Source organism: Bradyrhizobium sp. UFLA05-109 (assembly GCF_054185165.1).
Window position 1 is genome coordinate 43,684 of record NZ_JBBIAR010000001.1, and the last position, 16,626, is coordinate 60,309.

The 16,626-nt window shown below is 63.1% G+C and carries 16 protein-coding genes; 11 read left to right on the plus strand and 5 right to left on the minus strand.

Going from position 1 to position 16,626, the window contains the following annotated elements:
• Positions 1 to 29 precede the first annotated feature (29 nt).
• From nagA to Q3C01_RS00230, 4 genes are read right to left on the minus strand one after another with little or no spacing between them, the layout of a single operon-like run.
• Positions 30 to 1,169 (minus strand): N-acetylglucosamine-6-phosphate deacetylase, encoded by a 1,140-nt coding sequence (gene nagA / locus Q3C01_RS00215; RefSeq protein WP_458142919.1) that lies wholly within the window; start codon positions 1,167 to 1,169, stop codon positions 30 to 32.
• Positions 1,169 to 2,194: an SIS domain-containing protein gene (locus Q3C01_RS00220; protein ID WP_458142921.1), complete on the minus strand. Its 1,026-nt coding sequence runs from the start codon at positions 2,192 to 2,194 to the stop codon at positions 1,169 to 1,171. The genes nagA and Q3C01_RS00220 overlap by 1 nt, the downstream gene beginning before the upstream one ends.
• Positions 2,191 to 2,946, minus strand: coding sequence for a GntR family transcriptional regulator (locus Q3C01_RS00225; protein WP_458142922.1), 756 nt, complete (start codon positions 2,944 to 2,946; stop codon positions 2,191 to 2,193). The genes Q3C01_RS00220 and Q3C01_RS00225 overlap by 4 nt, the downstream gene beginning before the upstream one ends.
• Positions 2,937 to 3,815 carry a glucosamine kinase nucleotide-binding domain-containing protein gene (locus tag Q3C01_RS00230; RefSeq protein WP_458142924.1) on the minus strand — a complete coding sequence of 293 codons (879 nt, stop codon included), beginning with the start codon at positions 3,813 to 3,815 and terminating at the stop codon, positions 2,937 to 2,939. Before Q3C01_RS00230 ends, Q3C01_RS00225 begins: the two co-directional genes overlap by 10 nt.
• 81 nt (positions 3,816 to 3,896) lie before the next feature.
• Here Q3C01_RS00230 and Q3C01_RS00235 point away from each other — a divergent pair, with 81 nt between their 5' ends.
• The 10 genes from Q3C01_RS00235 (at position 3,897) to Q3C01_RS00280 (ending at position 14,827) form a co-directional block, all read left to right on the plus strand.
• Complete coding sequence (locus Q3C01_RS00235) at positions 3,897 to 4,853, plus strand: N-acetylmuramic acid 6-phosphate etherase (protein ID WP_458142925.1); 957 nt, start codon at positions 3,897 to 3,899, stop codon at positions 4,851 to 4,853.
• Position 4,854: 1 nt separating this feature from the next.
• The gene (locus Q3C01_RS00240; RefSeq protein ID WP_458142926.1) at positions 4,855 to 6,117 is read left to right on the plus strand and encodes an ABC transporter substrate-binding protein; all 1,263 of its coding nucleotides are present in this window, start codon (positions 4,855 to 4,857) and stop codon (positions 6,115 to 6,117) included.
• Between the two features lie 168 nt (positions 6,118 to 6,285).
• Positions 6,286 to 7,203, plus strand: a complete 918-nt coding sequence (locus Q3C01_RS00245) for a carbohydrate ABC transporter permease (protein ID WP_458142928.1) — start codon at positions 6,286 to 6,288, stop codon at positions 7,201 to 7,203.
• A gap of 9 nt (positions 7,204 to 7,212) precedes the next feature.
• Complete coding sequence (locus Q3C01_RS00250; RefSeq protein ID WP_458142930.1) at positions 7,213 to 8,046, plus strand: carbohydrate ABC transporter permease; 834 nt, start codon at positions 7,213 to 7,215, stop codon at positions 8,044 to 8,046.
• Positions 8,047 to 8,055: 9 nt separating this feature from the next.
• Positions 8,056 to 9,147, plus strand: a complete 1,092-nt coding sequence (locus Q3C01_RS00255; protein ID WP_458142931.1) for an ABC transporter ATP-binding protein — start codon at positions 8,056 to 8,058, stop codon at positions 9,145 to 9,147.
• Between the two features lie 3 nt (positions 9,148 to 9,150).
• Entirely contained in the window at positions 9,151 to 9,729 is a 579-nt protein-coding gene (locus tag Q3C01_RS00260) for a histidine phosphatase family protein (protein WP_458142932.1), read from the plus strand.
• Between the two features lie 330 nt (positions 9,730 to 10,059).
• Positions 10,060 to 11,730, plus strand: coding sequence for a 3-(methylthio)propionyl-CoA ligase (locus Q3C01_RS00265; RefSeq protein ID WP_458142934.1), 1,671 nt, complete (start codon positions 10,060 to 10,062; stop codon positions 11,728 to 11,730).
• A gap of 33 nt (positions 11,731 to 11,763) precedes the next feature.
• Positions 11,764 to 12,894: an acyl-CoA dehydrogenase family protein gene (locus tag Q3C01_RS00270; RefSeq protein ID WP_458142936.1), complete on the plus strand. Its 1,131-nt coding sequence runs from the start codon at positions 11,764 to 11,766 to the stop codon at positions 12,892 to 12,894.
• A complete protein-coding gene (locus Q3C01_RS00275) occupies positions 12,894 to 13,670 on the plus strand; it encodes an enoyl-CoA hydratase/isomerase family protein (RefSeq protein WP_458142938.1) in 777 nt (258 codons plus the stop codon). The genes Q3C01_RS00270 and Q3C01_RS00275 overlap by 1 nt, the downstream gene beginning before the upstream one ends.
• The gene (locus Q3C01_RS00280; RefSeq protein WP_458142940.1) at positions 13,670 to 14,827 is read left to right on the plus strand and encodes an acyl-CoA dehydrogenase family protein; all 1,158 of its coding nucleotides are present in this window, start codon (positions 13,670 to 13,672) and stop codon (positions 14,825 to 14,827) included. The genes Q3C01_RS00275 and Q3C01_RS00280 overlap by 1 nt, the downstream gene beginning before the upstream one ends.
• A 7-nt stretch (positions 14,828 to 14,834) precedes the next feature.
• Here Q3C01_RS00280 and Q3C01_RS00285 read toward each other — a convergent pair whose 3' ends face one another.
• Positions 14,835 to 15,650 carry an IclR family transcriptional regulator gene (locus Q3C01_RS00285; RefSeq protein WP_458142942.1) on the minus strand — a complete coding sequence of 272 codons (816 nt, stop codon included), beginning with the start codon at positions 15,648 to 15,650 and terminating at the stop codon, positions 14,835 to 14,837.
• A 135-nt stretch (positions 15,651 to 15,785) separates the two neighbouring features.
• Between Q3C01_RS00285 and Q3C01_RS00290 the strand changes: the two genes are divergently transcribed.
• On the plus strand, positions 15,786 to 16,559 hold the full coding sequence (locus Q3C01_RS00290; protein ID WP_458143201.1) for an SDR family NAD(P)-dependent oxidoreductase: 774 nt from the start codon (positions 15,786 to 15,788) through the stop codon (positions 16,557 to 16,559).
• Positions 16,560 to 16,626: the final 67 nt, after the last annotated feature.

Here is a 16,626-nt window from a genome sequence, read left to right on the forward strand (position 1 = left end):
TCAATCGAAACAACGCCCGCCAGATCGCGTCAGGGGCGGTCGGCGGTCGACCGGCCCTCGATCCAGGTTTCGAGTACCCGCAAATCGTCGTCGAGATGCACGAGGCTCGCCAGATATCCGGGCGCGATGCGGCCGAGCTCAGTCTCACGCCGTAGAAACGTTGCCGGAATGCGGGAGGCCATCGCGAGAGCATCGGTGAGATCGAGCCTTAGGACGTTGACGGCATAACGCACTGCCTCGTCCATGGTCAGCACCGAACCGGCGAGCGTGTCATCGTCGAGCCGCAGGCAACCATCAACGTTTGTTACGCGGCGGCCCAGCAGATCGAATTGATCGGGACCACCGGCGGCCGGCGGCATCGCGTCGGTAATCAGCATGAAACGATCGCGGCGCTTGGCGGCAAGCGCGATGCGCAGGTTCGCCTCATGCACGTGATGGCCGTCGGCGATGATGCCGACGAACGGCTCGTCGAGATCGAGGGCGGCGCCGACCATGCCCGCCTCGCGAACGGCCGGTGCACTCATCGCATTGAACAGATGGGTGAACGCGCACGCGCCGGCTTCGACCGCGGCGCGCGCCTCCTTGTAGGTCGCATCGGAATGACCGAGCGAGACGAGCACGCCCTGCCGGGCAAGTTCGGCGATGCTCTCCACCCCGACGCGATTGGGCGCGAGCGTCAGCATGACCGAGCCGCAATTCGCTTCGACGATCGTCGCGACGTCGTCGGGCTCGAGGTTGCGGATGTACCTCAGCTCATGCGCGCCCTTGCGGCGCGGATCCAGGAACGGCCCTTCCAGATGGATGCCGAGCGACGCCGGCGTCAGACGCCGCGCCTCGCGCGCGGCGGCAATGGCGATGGCCGTCACTTGCGGCGTGTCGGTTATCAGCGTCGGCAGCAGCCCGACGGTGCCGTGGTTGCGATGCGCGGCCGCGATACGGGCGATGCCCTCGGGCGTCGGATCCTCGTTGAACAGGACGCCGCCGCCGCCGTTGACCTGCACATCGATATAGCCGGGCGCCAGCAGGCCGCCACCGAGATCGCGCGCGGCGCCGCGAGGTCCATCGGCGTAAGGAACGATTGCAGTGATGCGCTCGCCTTCGACGACAACAGAATGGTCATCGAGAAAACGCTCGCCGTCAAAAATCCGCGCACCGGACAGAATGGTCATCAAACAGTCTCCGTCACCTTGCGCAGGTTGCGGGGGCGGTCGGGATCGCGCCCGAGCCGGAGCGCAAGCGTCTCGGCAAGGCGGTAGAAGCGGTGGATCATGACGATCGGCTCCAGAAGTGTCGCTTCGACTTTTGCCGTCGCGAGACGATCGGCCTCGTCGGTGCCACCCGTCTCGATTGTAATCACCGTCGCGCCGGCATTGGTCAGTGCCGTGAGCGTCGGCAGCATGCCTTCGCGCGCCGCGTCGGACGGCAGGAAGGCGATTACGGGAAAGCCCGAAGCCACAAGTTCCGCCGGGCCATGAAGCACCTCCGCTGCAGAGTAGGCCTCGGCGTGAATGGCGCACGTTTCCTTCAGCTTCAGCGCCGCCTCCGCGGCGATCGCAAGCGTCGCGCCGCGGCCAAGCACGAATGCGCTGCGGGCATTTGCCAGCCTCTCCAGCATCGCCGCGGGCGGCGGCGCCGCTTGACCACGCAGGACGTCCGGCAGGCCGGTGAGGGCGTCTGCGAGCTCCCGGTCCTCGCGCCACGCCGCGACAAGGCTCGCGCCCGCGGCGAGACCTGCAACCATCGATTTGGTCGCAGCGACGGAACGTTCCGTGCCTGCGCACAACGGTAGTAGCACTTCGGTCTCTTGCGCGAGCGGTGAGGCGACGTCGTTGACCAGTGCGACGGCCAGCGCACCGCCGCGTCGTGCGGCGCGCTGCATTTCGATGATGTCCGGGCTGCGTCCCGATTGCGAGATCGCGACGGAAACGCCGCCTTCAAGCCGCATGGGCGTACGGTAAAGCGTCGCGATGGACGGGCCGATGGAGGCACAAGGCACCCCCGAAACGATCTCGACGAGGTATTTCAGATAGAGCGCGCAGCAATCCGACGAGCCGCGGGCGATGGTCGCGACGAGCGGTGGATCGAGGGCGCGCAGACGCGCGCCAAGTTCAGCGAGTCGCTCCGCATTCTTGCCAAGCTGGCGCGCCACTGCATCGCCTGTCTCGCCGATCTCCTCAAGCATGTGGGTCGTCATCGATGCGCCTTTCGGGCCGGTGGCGATAGCGTGAGTTCGGAGACGAAATCATAGGCGTCGGCTCGGTACCAGGATTTCGTGAATTCGACGCAAGATCCGTCGGCGAGATAAGCGATACGCTGGATATAGAGCGCGGGGCTGTCCGGTGCGACGCCGAGCAGTTCCGCATCCGCACTATCGACGAGGGTTGCACGCAAGCGCTGCAGGCCCCGGGTGGGCCTGAAGCCGCGCGCGGAGAGCGCCTCGTAAAGCGAACCGCCGACCGAATCCTGTTCAGGAAGAAAACGTATCGGCACGGCAGCGCGCTCGATCGCCATGGGCGAATCGTCGGCCAGGCGCAGGCGGCCGAGCCGGAACACGCGTTCGTTCGGCCGCACGCCAAGCATCATTGCCTCTTCCGGCGTTGGTAGGAACACGCCGCGTTCGAGCTCGCGCGAACTCGCCTCCAATCCACGCAGCCGCATGTCTTCCGTGAAGCTCGTCAGGCGCGAGGAAGGCTGTTCGACGCGCGGCGTTGCGCGATGGATAAAGGTCCCGGCGCCATGGCGGTGAAACAGCACTCCTTCAGCGATCAGATCGGCGATCGCCTTGCGCAGCGTGGTGCGCGATACGTCGAGCAGCTCGCACAATACGCGCTCCGCCGGCAGCAATTGCGTTTCCGCGAAGCGACCCGTCTCGATCTCGCGCCGAAGCGCGTCGACCACGGCACGATAGAGCTTCTGGCCCGGCGCGGTTTCGACGGTCATGGACATGCCGCGTCCTCCGCGAGCGTTCCGCCGGCGAGCAGGATTGCGCCATCGACTGCGTCGCGCCGCGGCGGGGCGAGGCGCTTGGCCACATCAGGCGGCAAAAAGGGGCGCAAGGGCTCACCGAAGCCGCCGGCGAGCGCAATGCGCTCGGCGCCGTGCGCATTCAGCGCATTCGCAAGCGCCGCTATCGCGCTGGCGGATTCGCCGACAATTTCGCGCGCGCGCAGATCTCCGGACCTGGCGACGTCAAGGATCTCGGGTGCGAAGGCGCCGTAGTCTCGGGGCCTTGCGTCCGCTGCCCAGCGGCTCATCCGTAACGGATCGTTATCGAAATGGCGACCGAGCGCTTGCGCCAGGCCGCTCATGGGCTCAAGGCCGTCGATCGCGCGCAGCGTCGCGCGCAACGCCGACTCGCCGAGGCGTGCGGCCGATCCGTCATCGCCGAGCCAGAAACCGCGTCCGCCGATGATAGTCGTTCGACCTCCCACGCGAGCTATGCCCGCCGAGCCCGTACCCGCGATGATCAGTCCGCCGTCGCCGAGCCCATTGGCGCCGACGCAGGCCGCGACAGCATCATTGACAGCGACGATGCGCGCAAAGCCGGGCAGGGCAGCGGAGACGCGCTCTGCTTCCTTGTCATCAGAAAGCCCGGCAAGGCTAAGGCCGACAGCGATCTCCTGCCTTGGCGTGCCGGGGGTGATCGCGGCATCGATCGTTTCACGGACGACCCGCGTGGCCTCGTCGAAATCGAGATAGATATTCGAAGCCGGCCCGAGACCATGCCCCAGTTCGCGGCCCAACGAATCCCGCAGCCTCGCGCGGCAGCGGGTCGCGCCACCATCCAAACCGAGGAAGAACTGCGCCTTCGCCAAGGAGCCTCCTAAAAAATTTCTTAACGCCTCTAGACAAGTGGTATGTCACGTGGCTAAAACAAATACAAGAGGTATCTACCATTGGTATTCACGATGTCGGGGCTGCCGAACTTGGAGGTGGACGGGGAGGGATGGCGCGACACCGGCGCGGTGGTCGACGATGCCGTGTTCGCAGAGGCGATGCTCGCATCCTATCGCCGCGCAGTCGCCTCGGTCGCGGCTGTCTCCGCCGACATTCGCGCTGCCGCGCTTCGCCTCGCCGCGATCTGGCGGGCAGGCGGGCGTCTGGTCTATGCGGGTGCAGGCTCCTCTGGTCTTGCGGCGGCCGAAGATGCGGCCGAGCTTCCGGGCACGTTCGGCCTTGAGGAGAGCCGCATCGCAATCGTCCTGCCCGGCGGGACCGCTGATCCGTTCCGCATCGATGGGGCCGCGGAGGACGATGCCGCAGCCGGTGAGCGGGCTATGACCGGGCTTGGTGACCTCTCTCGTGATGCCGTGATCGTCGTATCTGCGAGCGGCTCGACGCCGTTCACTGTCGCGGCCGCCGCCGAGGCGCGCCGTCGCGGCGCATTCGTGATCGGCATCGCGCATCGTCCAGGCTCGCCCTTGCTCGTCGGCGCCGACGCGTCGATCCTGCTCGAAAGCGGGGAGGAGGCGCTGCGCGGCTCGACACGGCTCGCGGCCGGAGCTGCGCAAAAGGCCGCGCTCGGCATGCTCTCGTCATTGATGGGATTCGAGCTTGGTCACATCCATCAGGGCCTGATGGTCAATCTGAAGGCCGACAATGCGAAATTGCGCGAGCGGGCGCGCGGAATCGTCGCAACAATTGCCGGCGTCAGCAATGCGGAAGCGGAGGCGGCGCTGCGCGAGGCCGGCGGCGAGGTCAAGCCGGCAATCCTGATTGCCTGCGGTATCGTCAGCATGAGCGAAGCCGTTACGTCGCTCGCTGCTGCGGAAGGCCGGATAGACGACGCGTTGCGCCGCGCACGCGCAAGAGCCAACGAAATCAAGGGCGAAGGCCCGAACAAGGGAGCGTAACATGAGACGGACATTCAAGGCTGCAATGGGAGCTGAGGTTGCCGCGTTGGCGTTGCTTGCGGGGCTTGCGTCGGCCCAGGCAGGCTCGTTGAAGATCGAGAGCTGGCGCAACGACGACGCCGACATCTGGAACTCGAAGATCATTCCCGCCTTCAACAAGCATTATCCCGACATCAAGATCGAATTCGCGCCTTCGGCGCCCAAGGAATACAACGCCGCCCTCAACGCGCGGCTCGATGGTGGCACCGCCGGCGACCTCATTACGTGCCGTCCGTTCGACGCCTCGCTCGCGCTCTACCAGAAGCATCAGCTCGACAGCGTCGACGGCCTCAAGGGCATGGACAATTTCTCCGATGTCGCGAAAGCCGCATGGCAAACCGACGACGGCAAAACGACCTTCTGTGTTCCGATCGCCTCCGTCATCGCCGGGTTCATCTACAACAAGGAAGCTTTCGCCAAGGTCGGCGTGTCCGAGCCGAAGACGCTCGAGGAATTTCACGCGGTACTTGAGAAACTGAAGAAGGACGGGACATACGTCCCGCTGGTGATGGGAACGGCTGACCAGTGGGAGGCCGCGACCATGGGATTCCAGAACATCGGCCCCGACTATTGGAAAGGCGAGACCGGTCGCGCCAATCTGATTGCCGGCAAGGAGAAGCTCACCGACCCGCAATATGTCGCGGCATTCAAGGAGATCGCCAGCTGGGCGCCGTATCTGGGATCGGGCTTCCAGGCGCAGACCTACGCCGACAGCCAGAACCTGTTCTCGCTCGGCAAGGGCGCTATCTATGCGGCTGGCTCGTGGGATATCTCGACGTTCCGCGGTCAGGCGAAATTCGCGATGGGTGCATTTCCGCCGCCGCAGCCGGCCGGCACGACGGATTGCTACATCTCCGATCACACCGACATCGCGATGGGCGTCAACGCAGCGTCGAAGAACAAGGAGGACGCGAAGAAGTTCCTGGAATGGCTGACGACGCCGGAATTCGCAACGATCTACGCCAACGCGCTTCCCGGCTTCTTCCCCCTCGCCAAGACTCCGGTGAAGGTCGAGGACGACGTCGCGGCGACGATGGTCGGATGGCGTCAGACCTGCAAGTCGACGATCCGCAACTCGTATCAGATCCTGTCGCGCGGTACGCCGAATCTGGAAAACGAGCTTTGGAACGTATCGGCGCAGGTCGTCAACGGCAAGCTGACGCCTGATGCCGCCGGCAAGCAACTGCAGGACGGCCTCGACAAGTGGTACAAGCCCGCTAAGTGACACCAGTCCCTCTCCCCGCGTGCGCGGGGAGAGGGACCTTCCGTCGTTTGGTTATGCACACTCCGCTAACACATGGCGCGAGCCTCAAGCGCGGAGAGGGACGATAACGCACGCTGGGTTTGATCTCTTTTCGCCATGCCAGAATCCGTCTCGAACATTACCGCTCAGATGCCTCGCGCAAGACTCGCGGGCCTCCTGCTGTTCTTTCTCGGACCTGCGGTCGCGATCTACAGCCTGTTCTCGATCTATCCGCTCGTTGCGACGATGGCGCTCTCCACCTACACAAGCGATCCGTCTGGAGCCCGGTATTTCGTCGGGCTTGCCAATTTCGGGACGCTGCTCGGCGACGCGCTGTGGTCGAAGCCGTTCTGGAATGCCTTTAGCAATAATCTGATATTCTTTGCCGTGCATATGTGCGTGCAGAATCCGATCGGTATCGCGCTCGCAGGATTGCTGAGCCTGCCGGGGTTGAGGCTCAAGGGTTTCTATCGCACCGTCATGTTTCTTCCGACGATGCTTTCGGTCGTCATCGTTGGCTTCTCCTGGAACCTGATCCTATCCCCGCTCTGGGGCGTAGCTGCTGGCGCTTTGAAGGCCGTGGGGTTGGGCTCACTGTTTGCTCCTTGGCTGGGGCTCGAATCGAGCGCGCTCGTAACACTGTCCCTCATTTCCGTCTGGCAATTCGTCGGCATCCCGATGATGTTGATCTATGCTGCGCTGCTCAACATCCCCGAAGAGCTGATCGACGCAGCACGCGTCGACGGGCTCGGACATTTCCGTATCTTCTTCCACATCAAGCTTCCGCTGGTCCTGCCGACGATCAGCCTGGTCTCGGTCTTGACCTTCGTCGCCAACTTCAACGCTTTCGATCTGATCTATTCAGTCAAGGGCGCGCTTGCGGGGCCGAATTTCGCGACCGACATTCTCGGCACGTTCTTCTACCGCACTTTCTTCGGCAACCAGCTCCAGCTCGGCAATCCGACGATGGGCGCCGCGGTCGCGACGGTGATGTTCTTCATCATCCTCCTTGGCCTTTGTCTCTATCTCTTCCTCGTGCAGCGGCGCATCCGCCGTTACGCTTTCTGAGGAGCCGGCATGACAGCGGAGCAGCGCGCAAGGAGCTTCAGCGTCCATCTCGTCCTGATCGCGTACAGCCTGCTGGCGGTAGGCCCGATCCTGCTTGTCGTTATGAATTCGTTCAAGATTCGTAGCGCCATCTTCGGTAGCCCGCTCGCGCCGCCGGATGCTACAACCTTCAGCCTCATTGGCTATGAGAAGGTCTTTCGCTCCTCCCATATCCTGACCTACTATTCGAACTCGCTGATCGTGACCCTCGTCAGCATGGCGCTCGTGCTGCTGTTTGGCGCGATGGCGGCCTGGGCGCTGACCGAGTACCGCTTTCGCGGTTCGACGGCGCTCGCGCTGTTTCTGTCGATCGGAATCATGGTGCCGATCCGGCTTGGCTCCGTCGCGATTCTCAACATGATGCGGTCGGCCGGCCTCAACGACACGTTGACGGCCCTGATTCTCGTCTACGTCGCGCAAGGCCTGCCGTTGTCGATCTTCATATTGAGCGAGTTCATCCAGCAGATCCCAAAGGACCTGCGCGACGCTGCGCGCTGCGACGGCGTGCCGGAAACCCGCATCTTTTTCGAGGTGGTCGCGCCGCTGCTGCGGCCGGCGATCGCGACCGTCGCCGTTTTCACTATCGTGCCGATCTGGAACGACCTGTGGTTTCCGCTGATCCTGACGTCGAGCGATTCGACGCATACGGTCACGCTCGGCGTGCAGCAGTTTCTTGGCCAATACATCACCGACTGGAATTCCGTGCTCGCCGCACTGTCTATGGCGATCCTGCCGGTCGTCGTGATCTACGTGATTCTCTCGCGCCAACTCATCGCAGGTCTCACCTCCGGCGCGGTCAAATAGGTTGTCAGAATGGCCAATCTGCGCATCGAGCACCTCAATAAACGTTATGGCGCGACGACCGTGCTCAACGACGTTAACCTGGACATCCAGGATGGCGAATTCGTCGTTCTCGTCGGCCCATCGGGGTGCGGCAAGTCGACGCTTCTGCGGATGATTGCCGGGCTCGACGGTGCGTCGGGCGGCGACATCCATATCGCCGGCAAGCTCGTCAACACGCTCGCACCCGCCGAGCGCGGCATCGCAATGGTGTTCCAGTCCTACGCGCTCTATCCGCACATGAACGTGCGCAAGAACATGACGTTCGGGTTGAAATTCACCGGGGTGCAGCCGACTGAGCGCGAACGGCGCGTGGCAGAGGCGGCCCGCATGCTGCGGCTCGACGAATTGCTCGAGCGCTATCCGCGCGATCTCTCCGGCGGACAGCGTCAGCGCGTTGCGATCGGTCGTGCGATCGTGCGCGAGCCCGCCGTTTTCCTGTTTGACGAGCCGCTCTCCAATCTCGACGCGGCCTTGCGCGTCTCGACACGGGTCGAGATCGCGAATCTGCATCGAATGCTGAAGTCGACCATCGTCTACGTCACGCACGACCAGGTCGAAGCGATGACGCTCGCCGACCGCATCGTCGTGATGAACAAGGGCTGCATTGAGCAGGTCGGCAGGCCGCTCGATCTCTACTATACGCCTGCAAATCTGTTCGTTGCCGGGTTCATCGGCTCGCCTGCAATGAATTTTTTCGAGGCGAAGGTTGCCAGTGTCGATGGCGGATGCGCACGCGTCGCGGGACCCGGCTTTCGTAGCTTCGATCTGCCAGTAACCTCATTGAAGGTTGGCGACACGCTGACGGTCGGTGTCCGTCCGGAGCACCTTGGCCGAGGGGAAGGCGGTCCCTTCGCCGTGGAAGGCGTCGTTGAACTGGTCGAACGGCTCGGCGAAGCCTCCTTTGCCTATGTTCGCCGTGCTGACGACAGGCTGTTCGTTGCCGAGGTGCGCGGCAGGCAGACCCCGATGCCCGGCGAACGGGCTATGCTCAATGCCGCAGCTCGGGACGTGCACGTCTTCAATGCCGCGGGGCTGCGGGTCTCGACGCAGAACGATGCGTAGCTCATGACGAGCCTCGTACGCTATCTCACCCATCCCCAGGTGAACATTGATCCGGCGATTCCCGTCCCATCCTGGGGCCTGAGTGAGATCGGGAGGGCTCGCATGGAGGCAGTGGCGGGTACGAGAGAGCTCTCACGCACCACGCAGATCATCTCCAGTGGTGAGCGGAAGGCAATCGAGACCGCCGAGATCATCGCCGCAAAGCTGAACGTCGAGGTCGAGGTGCGGGAGGCAATGCACGAGAATGACCGATCCGCTACTGGCTTCCTGATGCCTGATGAATTTGAGGCGGTTGCCGATCAGTTTTTTGCGCGGCCCCGGATCAGCGTTCGAGGCTGGGAGCGGGCGGTTGACGCGCAGCGGCGCATCGTTCACGAGGTCGAACACGTCTTGGCCCGGAATAAACCGGGCGACGTGCTTTTTGTCGGCCACGGTGGCGTCGGCACTCTGCTGTATTGCCACTGTTTTGGCGTCGCGATTGATCGTGCTTATGACCAGCCCGGCGGCGGCGGTTTCTATTTTGCGTTCGGCAGAGAAGACCGCCGCGTGCAACATTCATGGCGCCGGCTCGAAGACCTCTGATCTTTTCGCGGGACGAATCTTGATCGCGAGTGGCCGTGTGGTCAGAAGTTGGTAGGTGGCTTGGCATCGCGCAGGGGCCGTTCGCGGCACAAGCAGGAGCGTGTCCAGCGGCGGCGCTTGCGAGCGTCCCGAAGAGACCCCATCGCGCTGTAGCCTTACTCTCACAATTTGGCTTGCGCCATAATGGTGCAGGGAGCACTCCGAGCGAAGACGAAGCGATCGTCGCTCGCGCATTTTCAAGGATGTGAAATTCGCCTTCGCGCGGATCGTTTCGTTTGACAGTTTGCACCGCCACCAAGAAATGTCTGGGAGAGGACGGCAAGATCAACAATGGCCGCCCGCAGCTTGGGTTTTGGAGGAGGCGGCTCAGTGCTCGGATTGATGCAGGATCGACCTTTACTGATCTCGAGTCTGATCGAGCATGCGGCGCGTTTCCACCCCAGGACAGAGATCGTCAGCAAGACCTGCGAGGGGACGATCCATCGCAGCAATTATGCCGGATTGCGGTCGCGCGCAGCAAAGCTCGCAAAGGCGCTGATCAAGCTCGGCGTCAAGCCGGGCGATCGCGTCGCGACGCTCGCCTGGAACACCCATCGTCACATGGAGCTCTATTTCGCTGTATCCGGCATCGGCGCGGTGCTGCACACCGTCAATCCGCGCCTGTTTCCCGAGCAGATCGACTATATCATCAACCACGCCGAAAATCGGGTGCTGCTGTTCGACATCACCTTCGCCGATCTCGTTCAGAAGCTGCGGCCCAATCTCGTCACTGTCGACAAACTGGTAGCGATGACGGACAACGCGCACCTTCCAGCTCAGCTTCCGGGCTGCCTCTGTTACGATGCGCTCGTTGAGGCGGAGGACGACATCCTGACCTGGCCGGCGTTCGACGAGCGAACGGCGTCGTCGCTCTGCTACACATCCGGCACGACCGGCAACCCCAAGGGGGTGCTCTACAGCCACCGTTCGACCATCCTGCATTCGTTTGTCGCCTGCGCGAACGATGGTCTTAAGCTGGCGAGCAGTGACAGCGTTCTTCTCGTCGTGCCCTTGTTTCACGTGAACGCATGGGGGATTCCCTACGCGGCAGCGATGTGCGGAGCCAAGGTCGTGCTGCCCGGTCCAAGCCTGGATGGCAAGAGCATCTTCGATCTCGCCGTGCAAGAAGGCTGCAATTTCTCGCTTGGCGTGCCGACCGTGTGGCTGGGCTTCTTCAAGTACGTCGAGGAAAACCCAGGGCTCGATCTTTCCGCAGTCAAGCTTGAGCGTGTGGTCGTCGGGGGATCCGCAGCGCCGCGCAGCGTCATCGAGAAGTTCCGCAATGTCTTCGACGCCTTCGTCATCCACGCTTGGGGCATGAGCGAAACAAGCCCGCTTGGCTCTATCGGCAATCTTCTGCCGGTTCATCGCGATCTGCCGGCCGCCGACCAGGTGTCTATGCAGTGCAAGCAGGGGCGCGCGATCTACGGCGTCGAGATAAGGATTGTGGGCGAAGACGGAACGCCGCTGCCGCATGACGGCGTAAGCGCCGGCAACCTGATGGTGCGTGGGCCCTGGGTCGCGTCGGGCTATTTCAAGGGAGAGGGCGGGGCGGTTCTGGATGCGGAAGGCTGGTTTGCGACGGGCGACGTCGCAACCATCGACACCGACAGTTACATCCAGATCACGGATCGCTCGAAAGATGTGATCAAATCTGGCGGCGAGTGGATCTCTTCGATCGACCTCGAGAATGTCGCGGTCGCCCATCCGGCCGTGCAGGAGGCTGCGGTCATCGGACTGCCGCATCCGAAATGGCAGGAGCGGCCGCTTCTGGTCGTGGTCCGCAAACCGGACACAGACCCTGCACGCGAGGACATCCTGGACTACATGTCGGGCCGTGTCGCGAAGTGGTGGTTGCCAGACGATGTCGTCTTTGTGAACGAGTTGCCGCACACCGCGACCGGGAAGCTGCAGAAGACCAAGCTGCGCGAATTGTTCAAAGACCATGCATTGCCGACCTAACGTCGGCGCTGGCGTCACCGAGAATCAGAGACCATGCCCGAACTGATGCTGGACGATCCCGACGGTACACTTCTGATGCTTCGTGACAGCGTCACCGGCTTTGCCGCGCGCTTTCCAGGTGCCAAGGCCATGCGCGACAAACGCGCCCGCGGCGGGACCATGGATCCGCTGATCTGGTCCGCGATGGCGGAAGCTGGCTGGATCGGGCTGTTGTTGCCCGAAGAATGCGGCGGCGCGGGTCTCGGGCCGCGCGAGCAGGCTGTCCTCAGCGAGGCGCTGGGGCGTGCCCTGATCGCCGAACCAACCGGCACGGCCTCGGTCTTTACCGCGACGTTGCTTGCCGGCGCTTCGCCGGGGGCAGAGCGCAACCGTTTGGCGGCCGGAATAGCCAGCGGCGAGATTGTCGCGGTGCCGGCATGGACATCCGGCGCGGACTCGGTTGTCGCGCGCAGCGTCAATGGCAGCATCGCTCTGTCGGGCGAAACACGCTTCGTCGATGCGGCGCGTGCCGCGACGGATTTCCTTGTGGTCGCCCAGGACGTCGACGGTGTCATGCTTCTGAGCGTCGCCGCCGATGCAGACGGGGTGACGATATCGGAACGGGCCGGGGTTGATGGCAGTGCGCTTGCGACCATCTCGTTTTCCGATTGTGCGGTCGCGGCGGATCGCGTGCTGTCGCGCGCGAACCGATCCGAGGATCTGCTCCGCAAGGCGATCCGGCATACGCGGCTGGCGCTCGCGGCCGAGCTGACCGGGCTCGCATCGAAAGCGCTCGAGCTCACGATCGCCTATACGAGCGACCGCGTGCAGTTCGGCAAGCCGATCGGCAGCTTCCAAGCCATCCAGCACCGCCTGGTCGACATGTGGATCGAAGCGGAATTCGCCGCCGCAGCCGTGATCAACGCGGTCGATGCGCTGCAGGCGGACGATGACGATACGGCGGAGCTTGCCGTATTGGCGGCCAAGGCACGGGCGGGCGAAGCCGCATTCTCGATCTGCCGTCGCGCGGTGCATCTTCATGGCGCCATGGGGTACACCGACGAATGTGACATCGGTCTCTATCTGAAGCGCACCATCAATCTCAATGCCATGCTGGGACAGCCGGAACAGCTGCGCCTGGAGTTTGTCGAACGCGAAAGCGGCCATCGCCGCGGGAGGACCTAATGGATAACAATCTGATCAAGACCGAGATCAAGGATCACATTGCGGTCGTGACGATGGATGCGCCGCCGGTGAACGCGCAATCCAAGGAGTTCGTCGAGGAGTTCATTGCTGTCTTCGACGAACTGAACGAGACCCCGACGGTGCGTGTGATCGTCTTGACCGGTGCCGGAAAGACCTTCTCGGCTGGCGCCGACATCAAATCGCGGGGCAAGGTCGGCGCGGTGCCGGGTGACACCTATCGCCATCTGCGGCGGGCGCGCGAGGTCGGCTTCTGCATCATCGAATCCAACAAGCCGGTGATCGCCGCGGTGAACGGTCCGGCGCTGGGAGCTGGCCTCGGCCTCGCGCTCTGCTCGGACATCATCCTGGCCTCCGAGAACGCGGTGTTCGGTCTGCCCGAGATCGATGTCGGGTTGATGGGCGGGGTGCGGCATACGATGCGGATCATTCCGCATACGCTGGCGCGCCGCATGGTGCTGACCGGCTACCGGGTGCCGGCGGCTGAGCTCTATCGCCGCGGCATCATCGAGGACTGCCTGCCTCGGGAAGAGCTGATGCCCGCTGCCCTCAAGATGGCCGCCGAGATCGCAAAGAAGAGCCCGATGGCGCTCAAGCTCGCCAAACGCGCGATCAATACGGTCGAAACGATGGGCCTCAAGGACGGCTATCGCTTCGAGCAGAACCTCACGGTGGAGATGACACAGCACGACGATTCCAAGGAAGCGATGCGGGCATTCATGGAGAAGCGCACCCCGATCTTCAAGGACGTGCTTTGATGGCGTCCGACTGGAACGACATTCCCGACGAAGAGTTCAGGTCGATCTTTCGCGCGTGGGTTGACCAGAACTGCCCGGTCCATCTGCGCTACATGCGCAAGCAGCGTCCGCTCTTCAACGAAGTCGCCGAGTGGTATCATGCGCTGGCCGCCAAGGGCTGGCTGGCTCCCACCTGGCCGCGGCAGTACGGCGGCATGGGCCTCTCAGCGGCCAAGCACATGATCTATGTCGAGGAATGGGGACGCCTTGGCTGTCCGCGCATTCCGGATCATGGCATCGGGCTTGTCGGTCCACTCCTCATCGAGTACGGCTCCGAAGAACAGAAGGCCCACTATCTGCCGCGGATATTGTCCGGCGAGCACGTCTGGTGTCAGGGTTATTCGGAGCCCAATGCGGGATCCGATCTCGCGAGCCTGCAGACGTCGGCGGTGCTGGATGGCGATGAGTTCGTGGTCAACGGACAGAAGATATGGACGACGCTAGCCCATTGCGCAAATTGGATCTTCGTCCTCGTTCGTACCGAACGTGACGCCAAGGTGCGCCAGAAGGGTATCACCGTCCTGTTGCTCGACCTGTCGTCGCCCGGTGTTCGCGTCCGGCCAATTGCGAATCTGCGTGGCGAGGCCGACTTTTGCGAGGTCTTCTTCGACAATGTGCGTGTGCCGCTGAAGAACCTGGTTGGCAAGGTCAATGAAGGCTGGACCGTCGCGAAGTCAGTGCTTGGCCACGAGCGCATCTTCCTGGGGGCACCGACGCGCCCTGAATACGCGCTCGAGCGTCTGCGACGGCTCGCGGAAGCCCGCGGCGCGTTCGAAGATCCTGCGTTCATGTCGCGCTTCGCCCGCCTCAGGCTCGATCTCTACGACCTCGGATCCGCCTTCGAGCGCTATGCGAAGGTTCTGCGCGCTGGCGGAGAGCTCGGCGCCGATGTCTCTGCTCTCAAGATCTTCACGACCGAGCTCTACCAGCGGATCACCGAGGAAATGCTCACGGTGGCGGGTGAAGAGGCGCGGCTTGCTGACGATCTCACCGCTGGGGATGTCGAGATCGACGCAATGAACCTGTTTCTCGATTCGCGTTCGCCCGCGATTTTCGGCGGCTCCAACGAGATTCAACGCAACATCCTCGCCAAGGCCTTGCTGCGTCTTCCCGGTTAGTGCTGCGTCAGAAGGCGATGTCGATCTGCTTGTCGAGGGGATCGTCCACCTTGACCGACTTCGCCGCCCGCTGCAGGACGGCGAGGTAGCGATTGAAGTTCTGACGGATCCGCTCGGCGGCGCCGCCGAGGCCGATGACCATGGGCTGATTCTGGATCGTCACGGGCAGCAGGACGCAGATCGTCGCGCCGCCCTGAATGGGAATGTCTTCGGCAGAGCAATATCCCTTGCCGCGGATCTGTCGAATGCGAGTCATCATGTCGAGCAGCTTCACGCGATCCGATGCGTTGGGCGTGGCGATGTTCGCACGGCGAATGATGTTGTCGACCTTCTCGTCCGACATCGTGGACATCAAGAGCCAGCCCAGTGCCGATTGAGTCAGTGGGCGCAGCGTCCCCTCGTCGACGTGAAAGCGAAGCGGGTGGATCGATTGCACGATCTTGACGTATTGCAGGTAGACGTCGTTCGTTGTTCCGATCGAAACTGTTTCGCCGGTGGCCGCGTGGACATCGTGCATGGCTTCGAGCGTTCGGCTGTTGCCGAACAGAGCTCGCGGAATCCAATCGCCCAGCGATGTCACCTTGGGTGTCGGGAAGTAGACGCGCATGCGTCGGTCGTAATTCAGATATCCCATGCTGACGAGTGTCTTGAGCAGAACGGTCGTGCTCGACGGCGGATAGCCGAGCGCGAGCCCGATCTCGGACATCGCGCGCGGCTGTCGAACGTTCATGAAGAATTGTAGAATCTCGAGTGCCCGCAGCGCTGACTTCACGGTGGATGGTCCACCCGGCATCGCCGCGGATTTCGTTGCCGGCGCTTGCATGTTTCGCGTCCCCATCGCCGCTAGAAATTCACGGATGTGAAAGTCGGCTTCACATATGAATTATATTTTGTTTGCCCCAACTGCGCATGACAAGGTGCCTCCAGTCAAGGCCAAGAGGGCGAAACATTGGCCGAGGTGGAGGACGTCGTGGGAAGCGGCAGGTTGCAGGGGCGCGTGGCGCTCGTCACGGGCGGGGGGCGAGGCATCGGCCGCGCCATTGCGGAAGCGTTCGCGCGCGAGGGCGCGGCGGTCGGAGTGCTCGACCTGAAGGTGGACGTGGCTGAAGCTGCGGCACGCGCAATCGTCGCAGATGGCGGCAAGGCTATTGCGATCGTGGGCAATGCTGGCGTGCGGGCCCATGTCTTTGCTGCGGTCGATCGTCTTGTCGAGGCGTTTGGTCCGCCGACCATCCTGGTCAACAACGCGATGTGGAATCGTTACGGACCGCTGGAGCAGCAGACTGAGGAGATGGTCGGCCGGATGATCGATGTCGGCCTGAAGGGCGTGATCTGGGGCTATCAGGCGGTTCTTGCACCAATGACTGCGGCCGGCGGCGGAGCCATCGTGAATATCGGGTCACCGTCGGCTGTGCTCGCGATGGTGAATGGCGTGATGTACAGCGCGGTGAAGGCCGCGGTGGCGGGCGCAACGCGCTCCGCTGCGGCCGAGTTCGGTCCGCGCGGAATCCGCGTGAATGCGATCGCGCCTGGGCCGACGCCGACCGATGGCGCCAATCTCGTCGTTAGCGAGGAGGCGTGGGAGCGACGGCGCGCGCGTGTGCCGATCGGACGCCTCGGCGAGCCACGCGACGTGGCGAATGCAGCAGTATTTCTTGCGAGCGACGAGGCGAGCTTCATCACCGGCGACATGTTGTTCGTCGATGGAGGAATTACCTACGCGTTCTCTTGAGCGCGCATCAACCGTTCATTGGGCGCCCGCCACAACAAGAAAACTCCGCGGGCAGAGGGAGGAGGAA